Annotated in this window: 16 protein-coding genes; 11 read left to right on the top strand and 5 right to left on the bottom strand. The window is 64.7% G+C overall.

What is annotated here, in order from left to right:
* Nucleotides 1-102 precede the first annotated feature (102 nt).
* The 8 genes from AACG97_RS03380 to AACG97_RS03345 all read left to right on the top strand — a co-directional run bounded on the left by AACG97_RS03380 (nucleotide 103) and on the right by AACG97_RS03345 (nucleotide 6234).
* A complete protein-coding gene (locus AACG97_RS03380) occupies nucleotides 103-1455 on the top strand; it encodes a 3-oxoacyl-ACP reductase (protein ID WP_197885308.1) in 1353 nt (450 codons plus the stop codon).
* 2 nt (nucleotides 1456-1457) lie between these two features.
* The gene (locus tag AACG97_RS03375; protein ID WP_225786139.1) at nucleotides 1458-2309 is read left to right on the top strand and encodes a MaoC family dehydratase; all 852 of its coding nucleotides are present in this window, start codon (nucleotides 1458-1460) and stop codon (nucleotides 2307-2309) included.
* 91 nt (nucleotides 2310-2400) lie between these two features.
* Complete coding sequence (locus AACG97_RS03370) at nucleotides 2401-2706, top strand: MazG-like family protein (RefSeq protein WP_009685784.1); 306 nt, start codon at nucleotides 2401-2403, stop codon at nucleotides 2704-2706.
* On the top strand, nucleotides 2703-3452 hold the full coding sequence (locus AACG97_RS03365; protein WP_009685783.1) for a methyltransferase domain-containing protein: 750 nt from the start codon (nucleotides 2703-2705) through the stop codon (nucleotides 3450-3452). Before AACG97_RS03370 ends, AACG97_RS03365 begins: the two co-directional genes overlap by 4 nt.
* A 21-nt stretch (nucleotides 3453-3473) precedes the next feature.
* Nucleotides 3474-4097 carry a DUF4136 domain-containing protein gene (locus tag AACG97_RS03360; protein WP_047149812.1) on the top strand — a complete coding sequence of 208 codons (624 nt, stop codon included), beginning with the start codon at nucleotides 3474-3476 and terminating at the stop codon, nucleotides 4095-4097.
* 19 nt (nucleotides 4098-4116) lie between these two features.
* Complete coding sequence (locus AACG97_RS03355; RefSeq protein WP_047149811.1) at nucleotides 4117-4686, top strand: DUF4136 domain-containing protein; 570 nt, start codon at nucleotides 4117-4119, stop codon at nucleotides 4684-4686.
* Between the two features lie 180 nt (nucleotides 4687-4866).
* Nucleotides 4867-5337, top strand: coding sequence for a prepilin peptidase (locus AACG97_RS03350; protein ID WP_009685779.1), 471 nt, complete (start codon nucleotides 4867-4869; stop codon nucleotides 5335-5337).
* Nucleotides 5338-5457: 120 nt separating this feature from the next.
* A complete protein-coding gene (locus AACG97_RS03345; protein WP_033690964.1) occupies nucleotides 5458-6234 on the top strand; it encodes a response regulator transcription factor in 777 nt (258 codons plus the stop codon).
* 54 nt (nucleotides 6235-6288) lie between these two features.
* Here AACG97_RS03345 and pbpC read toward each other — a convergent pair whose 3' ends face one another.
* On the bottom strand, nucleotides 6289-8643 hold the full coding sequence (gene pbpC / locus AACG97_RS03340) for a peptidoglycan glycosyltransferase PbpC (protein ID WP_009685777.1): 2355 nt from the start codon (nucleotides 8641-8643) through the stop codon (nucleotides 6289-6291).
* A gap of 77 nt (nucleotides 8644-8720) precedes the next feature.
* Between pbpC and AACG97_RS03335 the strand changes: the two genes are divergently transcribed.
* Nucleotides 8721-9014: a hypothetical protein gene (locus tag AACG97_RS03335; RefSeq protein WP_009685776.1), complete on the top strand. Its 294-nt coding sequence runs from the start codon at nucleotides 8721-8723 to the stop codon at nucleotides 9012-9014.
* 137 nt (nucleotides 9015-9151) lie between these two features.
* On the opposite strand, the gene AACG97_RS03330 is transcribed toward AACG97_RS03335, so the two are convergent.
* The gene (locus AACG97_RS03330) at nucleotides 9152-14053 is read right to left on the bottom strand and encodes an alpha-2-macroglobulin family protein (RefSeq protein ID WP_225786140.1); all 4902 of its coding nucleotides are present in this window, start codon (nucleotides 14051-14053) and stop codon (nucleotides 9152-9154) included.
* 201 nt (nucleotides 14054-14254) lie between these two features.
* Here AACG97_RS03330 and AACG97_RS03325 point away from each other — a divergent pair, with 201 nt between their 5' ends.
* A complete protein-coding gene (locus AACG97_RS03325; RefSeq protein ID WP_197885313.1) occupies nucleotides 14255-15592 on the top strand; it encodes an MATE family efflux transporter in 1338 nt (445 codons plus the stop codon).
* A gap of 120 nt (nucleotides 15593-15712) precedes the next feature.
* Entirely contained in the window at nucleotides 15713-16168 is a 456-nt protein-coding gene (locus AACG97_RS03320; protein WP_009685770.1) for an REP-associated tyrosine transposase, read from the top strand.
* A 110-nt stretch (nucleotides 16169-16278) separates the two neighbouring features.
* Here the strand turns inward: AACG97_RS03320 and speA are convergent, their stop codons facing one another.
* The 3 genes from speA to AACG97_RS03305 all read right to left on the bottom strand — a co-directional run bounded on the left by speA (nucleotide 16279) and on the right by AACG97_RS03305 (nucleotide 19566).
* On the bottom strand, nucleotides 16279-18192 hold the full coding sequence (speA, locus tag AACG97_RS03315) for an arginine decarboxylase (RefSeq protein ID WP_029885908.1): 1914 nt from the start codon (nucleotides 18190-18192) through the stop codon (nucleotides 16279-16281).
* A gap of 149 nt (nucleotides 18193-18341) precedes the next feature.
* Entirely contained in the window at nucleotides 18342-18713 is a 372-nt protein-coding gene (locus tag AACG97_RS03310) for a translation initiation factor Sui1 (RefSeq protein WP_197885314.1), read from the bottom strand.
* Nucleotides 18714-19029: 316 nt separating this feature from the next.
* Nucleotides 19030-19566 carry an NUDIX hydrolase gene (locus AACG97_RS03305; protein WP_125854946.1) on the bottom strand — a complete coding sequence of 179 codons (537 nt, stop codon included), beginning with the start codon at nucleotides 19564-19566 and terminating at the stop codon, nucleotides 19030-19032.
* Nucleotide 19567: the final 1 nt, after the last annotated feature.

The following is a 19567-nucleotide window of genomic DNA, read 5'->3' as shown; positions in this document are numbered from 1 at the left end:
AAACAAATTGAACCGTACTGCCTGGGTGTTCTTACCCTGGTCGAACGACCATGCCACAAACTTGGTCCACACTTTCAAGCTTGCCTTTGCGGAGACCTACTCATGAGCGATCGCTACCTCGGTTTTGCCAACTCCAACCTTGGCCGCCGCTTGGTGGATGCCCTGGGCCTGCCACGCCCTGCGCCTCTGGAGCGCTGGCAGGCTGGCCGCCTGCGCCCGGTGGAGGGGGCGCTGGTGCTGGGCGGCGGCCCCCTGGCAGGCCAGGTCGAAGCCTTCGCCGCGCGCCTGACCGATAACATATACCGTTTCAATGCCGACCACCTGCAGGGCGAGCCTTGGGTCGCTGGCCTGGGGCCGAAAATCAAAGCCGTGGTGTTCGACGCCAGTCACTTGTCCGACAGCGATGAGCTGAAGCAGTTGCGCGAATTTTTCCAGCCGCTGCTGCGCAGCCTGGGCCCGTGCGCCCACATCGTGCTGCTGGGCCGGCCACCGGAAAGCCTCGACAACCCGCTGGCCAGTATCGCCCAGCGCGCCCTGGAGGGCTTCAGCCGCTCGCTGGCCAAGGAACTGCGCAATGGCGCAACCGCTCAGTTGCTGTACGTCGGCCCCGGCGCTGAAGACCAACTGGAAGGTGCCTTGCGCTTCTTCCTCTCGCCCAAGAGCGCGTTCATCTCCGGCCAGGTGCTGCGCCTTGGAGCCTGCGCCAGCCAGGTCGAGGACTGGACCCGCCCGTTGGCTGGCCGCCGTGCACTGGTTACCGGCGCCGCGCGCGGTATCGGTACGGCCATCGCGCAAACCTTGGCACGTGACGGTGCCGACGTTCTGCTGCTGGATGTGCCACAGGCCAGCCGCGAACTCGACGCACTCGCTGCCCGACTTGGCGGCAAGGCCCTGGCGCTGGACATCTGCGCCAGCGATGCCGCCTCACAACTGCTGGCTGCCCTGCCCGACGCCATAGACATCGTTGTGCACAATGCTGGCATCACGCGCGACAAGACCCTGGCCAACATGACCCCGGACTATTGGGACGCCGTGCTCGCGGTCAACCTGCAGGCGCCACAGGTGCTGACCCAGGCGCTGTTTGACGGTGGCGCGTTGGGTGAACATGCGCGCATAACCTTGTTAGCCTCGGTCAGCGGCATTGCCGGCAACCGCGGCCAGGCCAACTATGCCGCCAGCAAGGCCGGGCTGATCGGCCTGGCCCAGGCCTGGGCGCCGAGGCTCGCCGAGCGGGGCGCGAGCATCAACGCCGTAGCCCCCGGCTTCATCGAAACCCACATGACCGCAACCATGCCCATGGGCCTGCGCGAAGCCGGGCGACGCTTGAGTTCGCTAGGCCAGGGCGGTCGCCCGCAGGACGTGGCCGAGGCCATTGCCTGGCTCAGCCAGCCGGGCTCGGGGGCGGTCAACGGCCAGGTGCTGCGTGTTTGCGGCCAGGCACTGATGGGGGCCTGACCATGAGCCGACAATGGCACGACCTGCATAGCCCGGCTGCCCGCCCCAGCCTGTACCTGCGTGCCGCCAGCAAGCGCACGATCAGCGGTGAGCACCTGCCCGACGATGGCCTGCTCTGCTTCATCCAGGTTGAGCCGGCCAACCTGGACGCCTATCGGCGGCTTTGCCACTTCCCCGACGATGGCCGCCTGCCGGCTACTTATCCACACGTCATGGCTTTTGCGCTGCAATTGCAGCTGATGACCGCCCGTGACTTTCCCTTCCCGCTGCTGGGGCTGGTGCACCTGCAAAATCGCATCGAAGTGCTGCGGCCACTGGGCGCTATCGAAGGGCTGCGCTTTGCGGTGTATGCGCACAACCTGCAGGCGCATGACAAAGGTGGCACCTTCGACCTGGTGACCGAAGCCGAAGATGGCATCGGCGTGCTCTGGCGTGAAACCAGCCGCATGCTGGTACGTGGGCTGAAGCTGGATGGCCAGGCCGGCGGGCATGCCGACGACGAACCGCCTTGCTTGCCCGAGGCCACCCGCTGGTATGCCGACAGTGACATCGGCCGGCGTTATGCCAAGGTGTGCGGGGACTACAACCCTATCCACCTGAGTGCGGTCAGTGCACGGTTGTTCGGCTTTCCCACGGCCATTGCCCATGGCATGTGGACAAAGGCCATGGCACTGGCCGCATTGCGCGGGCACCTGCCGCACAGCGGCTATGCCTTTGAGGTGGCTTTCCGCAAGCCGGTCAGGTTGCCCTCCGAAGTGGTGCTCAGTGCCAGCGAGGCGGGGCCTGCAGGGGTGCTGCGGCTGGATGGGCATGGGGGCATACGACATATGCTCGGCCGCTGGGATCAGCTCTAGGGCTCATTGCCGGGCCCTGGGGCCGCAACGCGGCGGCCCCTTGCTTTGCATCGGGCCAGGGCAGAAGCTATGCAGCATTTGGAGACCCCCGATGAACCTGCAAGAGCTTACCCAACGCCTGCACCAGATCCGTGACAACAACGACTGGCGTGGCTTTCACAGCCCGAAGAACCTGGCCATGGCCGCCAGCGTCGAAATGGCCGAGCTGGTCGAGATTTTCCAGTGGCTGAGCGAAGACGAATCGCGCCAGCTGCCTGCCGACAAATTGGCCCACGCCGGGCAGGAAGTCGGTGACGTGGTGCTCTACCTGCTGCTGTTGTGCAGTGAGCTGGGCCTGGACATGGACCAGGTGGTGCGTGCCAAGCTGGCCGACAGCGAGAGGCGTTTCGCTCGATGAACGACCGTCATTTCGATGAACTGGCCACCCGCTTCGCGGAAAAGATCTACGGCGGCGCCAAGGGCGCGATCCGCCTGGCCGTCTTGCAGGCCGACCTGGCCGAGGCGCTGCCTGATCGCCCGTTGCGTGTTCTGGATATCGGCGCCGGCCTGGGTCACATGGCCTTGTGGCTGGCCGAACGTGGCCACCAGGTGACCCTGGCAGAACCGGCTGCACCCATGCTCGACGGCGCCCGGGCCCGTTTTGCCGAAGCCGGCCAGACGGCCACCTTCGTCCAGGCCCCCTGGCAAGACCTGCTCGGCCAATTGAACGAGCCCTACGACCTGGTGCTGTGCCACGCTGTGCTGGAATGGCTGGCCGAACCCGAGAGCATCCTGCCCGTGCTGCACCAGCTCACCGCCACGGGTGGCTGGTTGTCGCTGGCGTTCTACAACCGCGACGCCCTGGTCTACCGCAACTTGCTCAAAGGCCATTTCCGCAAGCTGCGCAGCAACCGCCTGGAAGGTGAAAAGCAGAGCCTGACGCCACAGAAACCGCTTGATCCACGCGAGCTTAAGGCGCACCTTGAACCCTTGTGGCAGGTGCAAAGTGAAAGCGGTGTGCGGGTGTTCCACGACTACATGCCCAAGGAGTTCCAGGCCAAGGCCGAACTGCTCGACCTGCTGGAGATGGAGCTGGCCTACCGCCGCCACCCTGGGTTCGCCGGGCTCGGCCGCTACCTGCACTGGGTTTGCCGCCCTCGCTGAGCGGCCTGCCGGGAGGAATACATGCCATACCGTCTGTTGTACCTGGCCCTGCTGCCGCTGGCCCTGGCTGGCTGCCAGAGCCCCAATCCGTATGTTGCCAGCAGCCGGCCGTTGCCCCCGGCGCCGGCCCAGGCGGCCGCTACCTTCGATGCCAGCGCCTACCCGGCACCGGCACGGGACTATGGGCGCTACCGCAGCTGGAGCTGGCGTAACGGCCGGTTGCCCAGTGGCTCGGCGGGGGCCGACCCGGCGCCCCTGGCCGATGCCGTTGGTGGTGCCCTCGACCAGCATGGCCTGCGCCCGGCGCGGGGCGGCCCCGGCGACTTGCTGGTAAGCGCCGACATGCGCTTGGAAAGGCGCTTGCGGCAAGTGCGCGATTACGACACCTATGACCCTTACCCCTACGGCAGCGTGGGCTATGGCGGTTACCGCCATGGCTACGGCGGCTATGCCAGCGTGCCAGTGGTGCGTACCTACGAGGTGCAGGTGATGGTGGTGCGCATCGACCTCTACGACGCGCGTACCGGCCAACCGGTATGGAGCGCCAGCGCCGAAAGCGGCAGCGACAAGGACTCGCCACGCGAACGCGAAAACGCCGTGCGCGATGCTGTGCACAAGGCGCTCAGCGGCTATCCTCCCAGTTAATAGCCAACGGAGAACCATCATGTTGCGCCGTCTCGTTCTACTGTCATTCGCGCTGGTATTGGCAGCCTGCTCGAGCACTAACGTTCAGCAGGATTTCGATGCCAGCCGCGACTTTGCCGCCTACCGCAGCTGGGCATGGCAGGAGCCAGGTTTGCAGTACCGCCCGGATGACCCTCGCATCAAGAGCGACCTGACCGAGCAGCGCATCCGTACGGCAGTGGCCGAGCAGCTCGACCAGCGCGGCCTGCGCCCGGTGCAGGGCGGCGCGCGGCCAGACCTGACCGTACGCACCTACCTGATCGTCGAGCAGCGCCAGCAACAGATCACCACCAATTACGGCGGGGGCTGGGGTGGTTATTGGGGCGGGTACTGGGGTGGCCCCATGTACAACGAAACCCGCAGCGTCGATTACAAGGTGGCCACCATTCAGGTCGACCTTTTCGATGGCCGTGACGGCAAGCTGGTCTGGCGCGGCAGTGCCGAGCAGATCATGAACAACTACCCACCGGGCCCTGAAGAGCGTAACAGCGCCATTCAAAACACCGTGGCCAAGGTGCTGGGCAATTACCCGCCGGGTAGCCGGAAATAACCTTCAAAAGCAGCCAGGGGCTCAAGCGCAGCCCCCGGTGACAGCTACGACAAAATCCGTTCCGACCACGCCTTTTTCGGTTGCAAGGCCTACTCGTGCGCACGTTCCGGTCTATCTTCTGTCAAGGAAACCTGACTGACCGGGTAGAAGTGTTCAACTTTTAGGAAGGGCGACCTGCCAATGCAAAGCATTGTTCTGCTGCTGTGGCTTGCCTTGTGCTCCGAACAGGATGTGCGTCAACGCCAGATCTCCAACCTGCTCACCCTGGGTGTGGCCAGCTGTGCCCTGCTCTGGCTGTTCGCCACTGGCCATAGCTGGATGGGGGCCGATGCCAGCGATGCCGGATGGGCGCTGGCCATCGTCATGCTGTTGACCCTGCCCGGCTATATGTACGGCCACTTCGGCGCCGATGATGTCAAGCTGATGGGCGCCCTGGCCTTGGCCAGCGGCACGCAATACGTGCTTGGCACGTTCATTGGCGCTGGGGTCAGCGTGCTGGTCTGGCTGCTGGCCCGTCGGCGTCTATGGCTGCTGCTCAACCCCAAGATCAAGAAGCGCCTGCAAGCCCTGACCGAAGAAATGGGCGACAAGCAGGCGTTCGTCCCCTATGTGCTCACCGGCTTTCTGCTGACAGCCGTATGGATCCAATAGCGATGCCTGTGGTCGGACAATGTGTACAGGGTTTGTACAGAATCGCCGTGTGCGACTACTTTTTACATTGCCAGAGCGTCTGGCCCGGGAGCAGGGCCGTATACGAACAGGGAGTTGATCGTGTCCAGACCAGTGAGTGAAGTGAAGGTATTGGTGGTCGACGACCAACCGGTCATTGTCGAGCAGCTATGTGAATACCTTGAAACCGCGGGTTACACCTGCATACCCGCCTATTCCACCGACGAAGCCATAGAGCGGTATACGTCGGACCCCGCAGTCGGCCTCATCATCTGCGACCTCGAAATGCCCGAACGGGACGGCATCGAGCTGGTGCGCGCCTTGAAGGAGATCGACGGCAGCCAACGCATGTTCGAGGCCATCATGCTGACCGGCCGGGGGGAAAAACAGGACGTGATCCGCGCCCTGCGCGCAGGTTTTGCCGACTATTACCAGAAACCCATGGACCTTGAGGAACTGCTCGAAGGTGTGCGCCAGCAGGAGCAGGCCTTGCTCGAGCGCCAGCGCAACCTCCGCAACCTGGGCGGCTTGAACCAGCGTTTGCAAGAGTTGGCCGAGTCTGTGGACGAGCTGTATCAGGAGCTGGAGAAAGCCCGCGGCCAAGGCGCCCATCGGCGTGCCACGGATGCTGATGAAAGCGAGAGCGAGCTACCCGCAGCGTTCGAGAAACTGTCGCCCCGCCAGTTGGAGGTCGCGCGGCTGGTGAGCAAGGGCAAGACCAATTACCAGATTGCCTGTGAACTGGGGATCACCGAGAACACCGTCAAACTGTACGTGTCGCAGGTGCTGCGGTTGACGCATATGCATAACCGTACCCAATTGGCGCTGGCGCTGACGCCCAGCTCATCGCCAGTGCATCAACGCTTCACTACTCACTGACCGGCGGCCTGCTGTACCCGGGGCGTATTACCGCTCCACATTGCGCTCGGGCACCTACTCACTGACCTGAAACGCCACCCGGGCAGTCTCACCGCTTTCATCCAGGGCGCTGAGTTCGGCCTGGCCAACCTGGGGCAAACGCAGCAGCAGGCTGTCCTGCCCCTGGGTCTCCCCCAGCGGCTGGCCATTGAGGAACCACCAACGCCGGCCGCCGCCCCCCAGGGCCGAAACATGCAACTGCAAAGGCTCGCTGCTGGTGGCCGGCCGGCGCAGATTGTCGCCCGGGCGCACCCCCACGATCGACAGCGGTGGTGCGCTGGCCGGTACCTGTGGCGGGCAGTTTGGGTCGATGGCCGGCAACCGTGCGGCACGCCGCTCCATCCGCGGTAGCCAAGGCTCCAGCGGTGCCGGCCACAGGGCAATATCGCGGGCCGTGGCGCCTGGGCAACTCCCATCCACACGCAAGCCATGCGGGTTGACCCACACCGTCTCGCGCAAGCCCAGGCCCAGCGGCTGGTCGGCGGCCTGCAAGGTTGGCGGCGTGGTGCCGTCCAAGGTCCAGGCAAACCGCTGGCGCCGGCAGTTACTGTCCTGCCTGGCCATGGGCTGGCCAAGCGGCCAACAGATCGCGGCCACGCCGACACTGGCGGGCACCGGCAAGACTGGCACGCTGATACCCCGCTGGCTGTCGCGATTGCTCAACAGGTCGTGCACCTGCAACATCAGGGGGGCGGCCGACGCCAGGCCGAACTGCCCGGCTACCGGCGTACCGTCTGGGCGACCGATCCACACACCAATCAAGTAGCGCGGGCCCACGCCAATCGACCAGGCATCGCGAAAGCCATAGCTGGTGCCGGTCTTCCAGGCCAGTTGCGGGCGCTGCACCAGTTCGGCATGCGGGTCGCGGTCGGGGCGTGCCTGGCCGCTGAGAATACGCCGCACGATCCACGCTGCACCCGGCGACAACAGACGCCGCTCGAGCAGCGGGTCCTGCGGTTGCAGGCGTACCTGCGCGCTGTTGCCGCCCCGGGCAAACGCCGCGTAGCCGCCAACCAGGTCTTCCAGGCGGCTGCCGGCGCCGCCCAGGATCAGCGACAGGTTGGGCTCTGCCAAAGGCGGCAGTGCCAGTGGCATACCCGCCATACGCAGTTGCGCGGCAAAGCGCTTGGGGCCGTAGGCTTCCAGCAGCTGCACTGCCGGCAGGTTCAGCGACAGCGCCAACGCCGAGCTGGCCGACACCGGGCCGCTGAAACCCATGGAGAAATTGCCGGGCCGGTAGTCGCCGTAGCGTCGCGGTACATCCTGCAGCAGCGATTCGGAATGGATCAGGCCGTCGTCCAATGCCATGCCGTACAGGAAAGGCTTGAGCGTAGAGCCGGGCGAGCGCAGCGAACGCACCATGTCGACATGGCCAAAGCGGCGCTCGTCGGCCAGGTCGATCGACCCCAGGTAGGCACGCACGGCCATGGTCTGTGCTTCGACCACCAGAATGGCGGCAGAGGTGCGCTCTGGCAGCCGTGCGCGCCAGCTCAGCAGCAAGTCTTCGAGGCGCCGTTGCAAGGCCGCATCGAGCGTGGTGCGGATCAGCGGTGGGCTGTTGGCGCTGTTCAAGCGCCGCGCCAGCAATGGCGCCAGCGCTGGCTCTTGCCGTGGGGCCAGCACCAGCGGTTCTTCGGCAGCTTCACGAATTTGCCGTGCCGGCCACACCTGATACTCCGCCAGGCGCTGCAGTACCTTGTCGCGTGCGCGCTGTGCCCGCTCGGGGTGTCGGTCGGGGCGCAGGCGGCTGGGTGCCTGCGGCAACACCGCCAGCAACGCGGCTTCGGCCGGGGTCAGGTGCCGCGGCGACTTGCCCAGGTAGGCCCAACTGGCTGCGGCCACCCCCTGCAAGGTACCGCCGAACGGCGCGCGGTTCAGGTAGATTTGCAGGATCTCGCGCTTGGACAGGTGCCATTCCAGTTGCAACGTGCGCCACAGCTGGCGCAGTTTGCCAGCCAGGGTGCGGTCGTGCGGGTCGAGCAGGCGGGCCACCTGCATCGACAGCGTGCTGCCGCCCGACACCACTCGCCCACCGCGCAGGTTCAGCCAGGCAGCACGGGCCAGCGCCAGCGGGTTGACCCCGGGGTGGTGATAGAACCAGCGGTCTTCGTAGGTCAACAACGCCTGCAGATACAGCGGTGAAACCTCATCAGGGCTGACCGGGTAACGCCACACGCCATCAGTATCGGCAAACCGCCATAACGGTGTGCCATCTTCGGCCAGCACTACCCGCGCCAGGTCGTCACCCGGCATGGGCAGGGGCCAAATGCGGTCTGCCAGCCACAACAGGCCAGCCAGCAACAGCAGGCCGAGCAGCACGGCGCGCAACAACCTGCCCGCACGGCTGCGTGGCCGCGCTAAGCTTGGCATCGGGAACCGACCTGGCCAGGTAATGGCCAAAGGCTTTGGGACGGCAAACTCGCCGGCTCGTTCATCAGGAAGCAACTATGCATGTAGAAGGTTTTTTCGAGTGGCTGGGCCAGGCACTGGGATCGTTGATTCGCTTCATCGTCGACGCATTGAGCGGGCTGTTCAACCTGCTGGCCAATGCCGGTGGCAATTTCATCGACGGCCTGGCGCGCACCTTGGGCATGGACACCTCGCTGGTCAGCATCCTGGCCCTGATCATCGGCCTGATGCTGCTGTACTCGGCCATCCGCGCATTCATGCGTGCGTCGATCATCCTTGGGATCATCTGGCTGGTGCTGGGGTTGTGGGTAATGAGCTGGGTCATCCACTGAGCCTTCCCGGGGGCCGCCCGGGAAGCCGCACGGCGGCCCGATCGCCAGCAAGCCGGCTGCCACGGTGACCGCAGCGGCATCGAAGCCAGGTGCAGCACCTGGCTTGCCAGCATGAGGCCGGTAACAGCAGCACAAGCCTAGCGGGCTTTTACCGTCATCTCGCCTTGCCCATCACCCACCGCCTGCAGGTTCGGCCGATACATCGACTCAACCTGCGGCGGCGGTACGCGGTAGGTGCCCGGGGTCACCGCCCGCGCCAGGTACAACAGGTGCGTGGTGCCATAACCGTCGAGCTTGAGCGCCGCCACATAACGGTCATCACGGTACTCCTGATGCACCACGCTGGCGTTCTGCATCGATTCGCGCCATTCCTTCACCGCAGTGCTGGCGTTGTCCAGGCTGGCGGCACTTTGCGCCAGGTTCTGGTTCTCCAGCTCCAGGCCAGCCGGCAGCAGGTCCACTACCAGCGCATCGGGCACGCGGTCCTGGGCCTTGAGCGCCAGGTGTACCAGGACCAGATCGCCACTGCGCAGGTTGTGCAGGTCCAGTGGCTGGCCATTCATGCCCAGGTACTCGCGGCGGATCTGCATGCCGTTACCGCCGGCGGCAGGCGCCTGGCGCGGGTAGCCAGACAATGTCAGTTGCTGGTAGAGGGTCGCGCTGCCTTCATTCTGCACGCTCAGCGGCGAGGCCAGCAGCGGGCCATCCAGCTTCATGCCAGACTCGGCGTTGTTCAATTCGCGCACTTCGCCGGCACTGTCCAGGCGCGCCTGCCACTGGCCCTCGGGCTTGCCCAGCAGGCCACGGCCGGCGAGGAACAAGGCATTACGCTCCTGGGTCGACAGCCAGCGGTTGGCCGCCAGTTCATCCGACAGGGCAAACAGACGCTGGTCGACCTGGTTGGTGGCCAGGTTGCTTTCCTGCAGCAGCGCCAGGATCAGCGCCTGATCACGCAGCGGGCTGCCATAGTCAGCCATCCAACCTTTGCTGCGGCTGATGCCAAGCCCGGCTTGCAGGGCTTGCTGGGCACGCGGTTTGTCGCCCATCTTGTCCAGTGCCACCGCCAGCTGTACCAGCGGCAGCCCAGAGCGGGCATCGGCCCGGCGCTCGAACAAACCACGCAACGCGCCCAGCGGCGCTTGCTGGCTGCGCGCGAGCACCAGCGCGGCATAGGCCTGCACGGCGAAGCGGGTATGTTCGGCGTTTTCGCTGTAGTCGACCTCGATCAGGTTGCGCTCCTGCAGGTAGCGCAGCAGGCGCTCGCTGGCCTTCTTCAGCGCTTCGGCCGGTACCCCATAACCTTGGTCGCGGGCCCGCAGGAGGAAGTCGGTGACATAGGCGGTCAGCCAGTATTCCTCCTCGCTGTCCGAACTCCACAGGCCAAAGCTACCGTTGTAGCGCTGCATGCCCAGCAGGTGCTCGATGCCCATCTCGATCTTGCGCTTGCGCACATCTGCCGGCTCACCCTTGATGCCCAGGCGCTTGAGGCTTTGGGCATCGGCATACAACGACGGGTAAAGGCCACTGGTGGTCTGCTCCAGGCAACCGTACGGGTACGCCTCCAGCGCGCGGATCTGCTCGGCCAGGTTGAGCGGTGGCCGGCTCGACAAGGCCAGGCTGGCTTCCAGGCCCGCCGGTTCGAAGGCGGCCAGGTCTGCTTCGGGCAGCGTCCATGGCTGGTCCTTCAAGGCCACGCGGTAGTGCTTGAGCATCGCCGGATAGGCAGGGCGCACGCCCAGCGCCCACTCGCGCTCGAAGGCGGTGCTTGGCTCGTTGGGCAGTTGCAACCCGGTGACACGCACCCGGACCTTGCCCTGCCCCAGGCCGCCCTGGGCCTGCACTGGAATCAGCAGCGTCGAGCGCTGGCCTTCGGCCAGGGCCACGGTATGCAAGGCATTGGCGGCCAGGCTCAGTTGCCCTTCGCTGCTGACTTCAACCTGCAACTGCTGGGCCCGGCCCGACAAGTTGGCCAAATCCAGGGCCAGGTTGGTGCGGTCGCCGCCAGCGAGGAAACGCGGTGCCGACAGCTCGGCGATCAGTGACGCAGCGACTACCGTCTTGCCTTCGGCCATGCCGAAGTGGTCGTCGGTCCAGGCTTGGGCCATCAGGCGCAGTTCACCATTGAAGTCGGGGATATCGACCGTTACCTGACCCTGGCCGTTGTCATCCAGGGTAACCGGCACGCTTTGCTGGGCGACGATGGTCACCGTGGTGTTGGGGCGCTTGCCCCCCTTGGCCATGGCCGCGTCACCGCCGAATGCCAGGCTGGCCAGGCGGCCTTGCCCGGCCTCGATCAACTGGCCGTAGATGTCCAGCTGGTCGGCACCGTAGGCCTTGCGCCCGAACAGGCTGGCGAACGGGTCAGGGGTCTTGAAGTCGGTGATATTGAGAATACCTACGTCCACTGCCGACACCAGCACATGCACTTGCCGCGGCACACTACCGTCGGCGTTGGCGGCCTTGACGTTCACCGTCAGCGGCTGTTTGGGGCGCATTTTCTCAGGGGCTTGCAGGCTCACCGCCAGCTTGCGGCCGGCGCGGTCCAGCGGCAGGTGCAGCACACCGACCGAACGCTTGGGCGTGGCATTGGCCTTGCGCTCGCCAGGGCGGATTACCAGCGCACTGATGTACAGGTCGTGGCGGGCCCAGGCCTTGTCCAGTTGCACGTCGAACGTCTTGCCCTCGGCGGGCACGTCGATTTCCTCCCACCACAGCGGGCCGTCACTGGACTCGATCATCAGGTAACCGCTGCCCGCAGCCGGCGGGGTCACGGTGACTTTGGCCAAAGCGCCATCAGCATAGGCCGGCTTGTCCAGCGCCAGTTTGACCTGGTCGGGGCGTACGGCACCGCCTTCGGCGTTGTCCTGGGCACGGTAACCGGCCCAGAAGCGCTCGCTGGACACCAGGCCGGTGTGCGGGTCTTCCACCTCGACCCGGTAAGGGCCCCATTCCACCTGGAAGCTCAGCTTGGCCGTGGAGCCGGCCTTGACGCTGACCGTCTCTTCGCTCTGGGTCAGGAACTTCTCGTTGTAGGCATAGCTCCAGCCATCGCTTTGCGAGTAGTTCCAATAGTAATCACGGCGCTCACGCACCAGGCGCACCTTGAGGTCGTTGGCCGCCAGCTTGTTGCCGTCGTGGTCGGCCACCAGTACCTCGAACTCCACTGGCCCGTCGCTATCGGTTTCCTCACCGTCAAACAGGCCGCGCAAGCCTGGCAGGCGCTCGCCCGGCCAGATCGGCTGTTCCAGGCGCCGGGTGATCGGCCGCCCGCCGGACTCCTGCAAGCTGGCCTGCACGGTCAGTTGCAACGGCGAGCGGGCTTCGGCCCAGCGGCTTTCGATATCGACCACGGCCTTGCCCGCCTGGTCGAGGGTGACTTCATCCAGCTCCAGGTCCTGGTTCAGTTCGGTTTCGGTGACCGAGCCGAACTGGTAACCCGGCAACGCCGGCACCGCCTCGCGCAAGGGGCGCACGTAGGCTTGACCACTCAGGCGGTTGCCGGCCGCCGGAGCGCCGTACAGGTAACGGCCAGTGACCTGGATGCGCGCGTCTTCATCCGGTGACAGTGGCTGGCTGCTGCCCTTGAGCTCCAGCGCAAGGCGCTCGGGCAGGAAGTCTTCAACCAGGAATTCGTAGACCTGCTGGCGCCCACCGCCGAGGTCGAGCAACAGTTGCCAGCGACCGGTCGGGGCCTCGCTGGCCAGCTGCAACTGGTACTGGAACAGGCCATTGGCATCGGCCTCCCAGACGAACTTGCGGCTGACCTGTTCATCCGGGCGGCGCACTTCCACGTTCACCGGTTGGGCCTTGACGGGCTTGCCGTCCTGGTCACGCAGCAGGCCGTTGAGCAGCACCGTTTCGCCTGGGCGATACAGGTCGCGCGGGCCGAAGATGAACAACTGCAAGGGGTTGGCCTGGGGCCCGGTGATGTCGAACTCGGCGAGGTCCAGCGCGGCCGTGTTCAAGCGCAGCAGCGTGGTGTGCACACCCTGGGTGGCGATCAGGGTGTCGGCCTTGGGCGTGATCGGCAACTGGGCGTGGCCCTTGCCATCGGTGGCGGCCTGGGCCAGCAGCTTGCCCTTGTCGTCATGGATTTCCAGGTTGACGCCGCTCATGGCCTTGCCGCCTTCCAACGCCTGGGCGAACACGTCCAGGCGGTCACGGTAGCGGTGCGCGGAAACACCAATGTCGCTGAGGGTGAACAGGGTGGCCGGCTGCGAGTAATCGTAGGTGCCGGAGGCACGCATCACCGCCAGGTACACGCCAGGCGCCTGCAGCGGCTTGATGCCAGCGATGGGCAGCAGCACGGTCTCGCGCGTGTTGCGTGCCGGGTTCAGGTCGAAGCGGCCACTGTAGACCAGTTCGGCCATGTCCAGGGTTTCCTTGGACTGGTAGTAGTACAGGCTGCTGTTGCGCCCCCAGCTGGCCAGGAAGTTCGAGAGCATCTCCGGCTTGACCCGGAAGAATTCGACATCGACCTTGTCGACGTTCAGGGCGATCACCGGCAGGCCCTCTGCCAGGCGTGTGGGCAGCAGCGAACCGCGGCTGGCGAAGCCGATGGTCGGCTGCATGTCGCGGGTTTCCAGGCGGGTCACCGACTCACTGGCCAGTTGCTCGCCGTTCACCGCCAGCAGGCCTTTGTCCACGGTCAGCACCAGCTTGCGCTGGGGTTCGAGGTGGCGCAGGCGCAGCTCCATCTGGTTGTCGGAGAGCTCCCAGGCGCCATCGAGTTTGCCTTTGACGGTATCGACCAGGTGCACTTTGGTGGCGAAGTCCTGCTTGGCATCCAGCGGGGCAGAGAAGCTGATCGACAGCGTCGCGGCGCCGTCGAGCTGCACTTCGGAAACGTCGAGCACAGTCAGCTCGCGGCCTGCATAGCGCTTGGCGAGCACAGCAGGGTCTTCGCGTTTGGCAGCGGGGGCCTCGGCGGCCGCGGTGGCTGCCGGCTTCTCGGCCGGCGCCGGTTTGTCCGGCGTGGAAGAGTCACAGGCACTGAGCAAGGCCAGCGCGCAGGCCAGCAACAATCCTTTGTTGAACATGGAGTAGGAACTCTTTGGCAGCGGGTACTTGAGGGCCGCAATTATAGCTGGCCGGAATCATGTTCGCGCGGTTTGCTTGCCTGGCCGTTACACTGTGCCCATTCAGAATAGCCCACAAAGGCCTGCGTACGCCGATCGATGTGGGAGCGGCCTTGTGTCGCGATTGGGCTGCGCAGCAGCCCCAGATTCCCAAGGACCGCAATGACTGCACTGACCGCCGACTGGCGCCACCGCCCCACCCACCACAAGGTCTGGGCGCTGGCCGCGCCGATGATCCTGTCCAACATCTCCGTGCCCTTGGTAGCCCTGGTCGACAGCACCGTCATCGGCCACCTGCCCCACGCCCACCAGTTGGGCGCAGTGGCCGTGGGCGCCACGTTGTTCACGTTCATGGTCGGGCTCATGGGCTTCCTGCGCATGGGGTCCACTGGTTTCGCCGCCCAGGCCGCCGGGCGGCGCGACGGCGCGGCGTTGCGCCAGGTGCTGGTTCAAGGGCTGCTGCTGGCGGTCGGCTTTGCCCTGTTGATTGGCCTGCTGGCCATTCCCTTCAGCCAGTTGGCACTGCATGCGATGCAACCCAGCGACGCGTTGCAGCAAGCCACCGAAGACTTCTTCCACACCCGCCTGCTCGGGTTGCCTGCAGCGCTGGCCAGCTATGCCTTGGTCGGCTGGTTCCTTGGCACGCAGAACGCCCGCGCGCCGCTGGCAATCCTGCTGACGACCAACCTGCTGAACATCGCGCTGAACCTGTGGTTCGTTCTGGGCCTGGACTGGGGTGTGCTGGGCTCAGCGCGGGCCTCGGTGATTGCCGAGTGGAGTGCCGCGCTGCTTGGCCTGGCCCTGACCCGCCCGGCGCTGCGCGCCTACCCAGGGCAGGTCGCATGGGCAGCACTGAAGCACTGGCAGGCCTGGCGACCGCTGCTGGCCGTGAACCGCGACATTTTCCTGCGCAGCCTGGCGCTGCAGTTGGTGTTCCTGCTGATCACCCTGCAAGGCGCACGCCTGGGCGAGGCGACCGTAGCGGCCAATGCATTGCTGCTCAATGGCCTGCTGCTGACCGCCTATGCGCTGGATGGGCTGGCGCATGCGGTAGAGGCACTGTGCGGCCACGCCATCGGTGCCGGTGATCGCCTCACCTTGCGCCGCTCGCTGGTGGTGGCCTGCGGTTGGTCACTGATCACCAGTCTCGGGTTTGCCGGGATGTTCCTGCTGGCTGGGCACCTGTTCATCGATCTGCAGACCGACATCGACAGCGTCCGCGCAGCGGCTTACCCGTACTTGCCTTACCTGGCGTTGCTGCCATTGATTGCGGTGTGGAGCTACTTGCTGGACGGTTTGTTCATCGGCGCCACCCGCGCGCGGGAGATGCGCAATGCGATGCTGGTTTCGGTGCTGATTGCGCTACCGGTGGCGGTGGCCATGAGCGGGTTTGGCAACCATGGCTTGTGGTTGGCGTTTCTCGGGTTCATGGGGTTGCGGGCGGTGACGTTGGGGTGGGTGGGGTGGCGGTTGCAGCAGCGGGGGCTGTGGGTTGGCTGAGTGGGGATAGCCCATCGACCGGATAACGCGGCTCCAACTGTCATAGTCAGTAATGATCCACCTGCGCCGATCCTTGTCCCGCCTCCTATCCTGCGAACGGGATGTTCAAAGGAAATCGACATGGATCGTCGCGGCAATCACCGTTTGCGCCAAGGGCGCTTCTCAGAGCCGGGCAGACTGTATCTGCTCACAACCATTACTCGCCAGCGGGACCCCTTGTTCCGCAACCTCTGGTTTGCGCGCGCGGTGATCGGGCAGTTGCAACTCAGCGATCAGCAAGGCGACTGCCGGACTCTGGCCTGGGTATTGATGCCGGACCATTTGCATTGGCTGATCGAGCTTGGGCCAACCCATCTGAGCAAGCTCATGTGCGCCTTCAAGTCGCGGAGCAGTTGTGCCCTCTACCGTACCGGTGCTGCGCGCCAGCACATATGGCAGCCAGGCTTCTACGACCGCGCGCTGCGCAAAGACGAAGATGTGAGAGTTGCCGCACGCTATATCATCGCCAACCCCATTCGCGCCGGTCTGGTGCGCAAGGCGGGTGAATATCCACATTGGGATTGTGTGTGGCTGTGACAGCGCCGGTGAGGGCTTCGCCCTCATTTCGCGACACAAGGCCGCTCCTACAGGGATGAGCTGTAGGAGCGGCCTTGTGTCGCGATGGGCCGCAAAGCGGCCCCCGGCATTTACGACGACAGGTACGACGACCGGGTCAAACCAAGCCGCAAGGCATCCAGATACTGCGTGCGCTCACGGGCCGTGATCTTGGCGCTGGCAACCTTGTCGCGGTAGTGGGTCATCAACTCTTCGGGCGACAGGTGCACGTAGCGCAGCATGTCCTCGATGGTGTCGTGGGTCTCGATGCCGGCGTGGTACACGCTGCCATCGGCGTTCTGGTAGATGTTCACCGAGTCGGTGTCACCAAACAGGTTGTGCATGTCACCCAGAATTTCCTGGTACGCACCGACCAGGAACACGCCCAACAGGTAATCCTCGCCCTCCTGCACCGCATGCACCGGCATGCTGGTCTCGATGCTCTGCTCGTCGACGTACTGGTTGATCTTGCCGTCGGAGTCGCAGGTCAGGTCCTGCAATACCGCACGCCGCAGGGGCTCTTCGTCCAGGCGGTGCAGCGGGATGATCGGCAGTACCTGGCCAATGGCCCAGGTGTCCGGCAGGCTCTGGAACACCGAGAAGTTGCAGATGTACTTGTCGGCAAGCTTGTCGTTCAGTTCGTCCAGTACCTGACGGTGCGAACGCTGGCGCGCCTTCAACGAGTTGTGCAGGCGGCGGCAGACCGCAAAGTAGCACTGCTCGGCCAGGGCCTTCTCGCTCAGGGTGAGCTTGCCATCGGCATACTGCGCAGCCACGTCACCCATGTAGTGGGTGGCACGCCAGTAGGTTTCGGTCACCATCTCGATGTCGGTCGGGCCAAGCAGGTCGACCAGCCACTGCACGGTCTCGGGCAAGGCTTCCTTGTTCTCGATGGTCGGAACCTGGTCGTTGTGCTTCTCGACGTCGGTCACCTGGATCACCAGCATGGCGTGGTGCGCGGTCAGCGAACGGCCGCTCTCGGAGAAGATGTGCGGGTGCGGCAGGCCCTGCGCATCGCAGAACTCCTTGAGCATGCCCACCACCACGCCGGCGTAGTCGTCCATGTCGTAGTTGATCGAACTGGCATTGCGCGAGTGGGTCCCGTCGTAATCGACACCCAGGCCGCCACCCACATCGATGTGGTCCACCGGCAGGCCCAGCGCACGCAACTCACCGTAGTAACGGATGGCTTCCTTGAAGCCGTGCTGGTAGTCCGCCAGGTTGGCGATCTGCGAACCCATGTGGAAGTGCAGCAGGCGGATGCCCTGGTCCAACCCGGCATCGCGAAAACGCTGCACAACAGACAGCAACTGCGCGGCCGACAACCCGAACTTGGACTTTTCACCCCCGGTGTCGGCCCACTTGCTCGAAGCCAGCGACGACAGGCGTACGCGCAGGCCAACCTGGGGTTTGACCTTGAGCTCGGCGGCCTCTTCGATCACCAGGGCCACTTCCGACTCTTTCTCGATGACGATGAACACATTGTGGCCGAGCTTCTGGCCCATCAGCGCCAGGCGGATGAATTCACGGTCCTTGTAGCCGTTGCAGACAATGGTGCCGCCTTTCGGCGCCAGCGCCAGCACCGCCAGCAGTTCGGGCTTGGAGCCGGCCTCCAGGCCGATCGACACGTTCTGCGTGGCGATGATGTTCTCCACCACCGCTTCCTGCTGGTTGACCTTGATCGGGTACAGCGCGGTGTACTGGCTCTGGTACTCCAGGCGCGCGATATTGGCGTCGAAAGCGCCGGTTAGCTGGCGAACGCGGTCCTGCAGAATGTCGGGGAAGCGCACCAGCAAGGGCAACGACAAGCCGCTCTGGCGCAGTTCGTCGACCTGTTCGAACAGGTCGATCGGCGCGCTGTTCGGGCCGTTGGGGCGCACTTCGACGCGCCCGGCCTCATTGATGGCGAAATAACCAGCGCCCCAATGGCGGATGCCATAAACACTGCGGCTGTCGGCCACGGTCCATTGGCTACCATCGTCTTTGCGTGTGCGTCGTACGGACATTCAAGTCCCCTATAGATAAGTCGAAGACACTGCCCTGCATGCTGGCGGGCGCAGTGTAAAAGCCGAAAATGACGATTCGTCCGTGCCCCAGGGTAGACCCTGGCCACGGCAACGAGTTTAGAAAGCACTGGGCAAAAATGCGCGCCGGCTCAGCCGCCGGACTTTTTCGCCTTGAAGCCCTGCTTGATCAGCTCGGCGATCAGCAGCTCGACATGGTCGCCCTGGATTTCGATGACCCCATCCTTCAACGCGCCACCGGTACCGCAACGGCGCTTCAGGGCGGTGGCCAGCTCCTTGAGCTGATCGGGCGGCAACGGCACACCGGTGACGGTGGTCACGGTCTTGCCGCCGCGGCCTTTGCTTTCACGGCGCACACGGGCAATGCCATCGCCTTCGGGGATGACCTGCTGCTTGCAGGTACAGGCATCCACCGGCTGGCCACAGTCGGGGCAATGCCGACCGGCGTCGGTGGAGTAAACGAGACCGCCAAGGGCGGCGAAAGAAGAAGCTTTCTTGGCCACTTTTGTTCCTCGGTGCAGAGGACAAAAACTGGTCGTACCTTAGGGATGAGGCCGACCGCGAAGCCCCACTCTGGCAGGGGCGGCGCTACTGCTGCAAGACATGCGGCAGCCCGAAAAGGGCGCGCAGTGTAACGATAAATGCGGCGATTGCTAAGTACAGGATTGCGGCATTTTGCGAATGTTTTGCGACTACCCGGAAACTGGGGCTGCTTTGCAGCCCTGTCGCGACGCAAGGCCGTTCCCACTAGGTCCTGCATACGCCGATCGATGTGGGAGCGGCCTTACGTCGCGAAAGGACCGCAAAGCGGTCCCCACGTCATCCCAGGCTGGCTTTGTAGCGCTGCAACGCCGCCAGCGAATCCGGGCAATACGGCTTCATCAGGCTTTCTTCCTCAGCCTGCGCCAGGCCAATGAACCGCGCCTCGATCACCTCTTCCGGCTGCAACCGCAGCGGCGCATCCGACACCGCCGAATACACCGCACACCACAAACGGTTATCGGGCTGGTCAAAGTAGAACCGCTCATGAAAACGCAGTGCCGCGCCTTCAATGCCCAGCTCCTCGGCCAGTTCACGCGCCGCCGACTCGGCATACCCTTCGCCGGCCGTGACCATGCCACCCGCTGCCACATCCCAGTACCCTGGGTACAGCGCCTTGCTCAAGGTACGCCGGTGTACACACAACTCACCAGCACTGTTGAACAGCAGAATGAACGTGCAGCGGCCAATCAGGCAGCGCTCACGCAGCTCGGCGCGGGGCAAGGCGCCAAGTACCTGGTCGGCTTCGTCGACCCAGGTGACCAGCTCACGGTCGGAAGCCGCCCGGTGGGCGGCCTCGTTGGCGCTGATGGCCATG

Origin of the sequence: Pseudomonas sp. Nvir (genome assembly GCF_963778085.1) — a bacterium.
In the GTDB taxonomy this organism is placed as follows: domain Bacteria; phylum Pseudomonadota; class Gammaproteobacteria; order Pseudomonadales; family Pseudomonadaceae; genus Aquipseudomonas; species Aquipseudomonas juntendi.
This window is presented reverse-complemented; position numbering and strand designations above follow the sequence as displayed.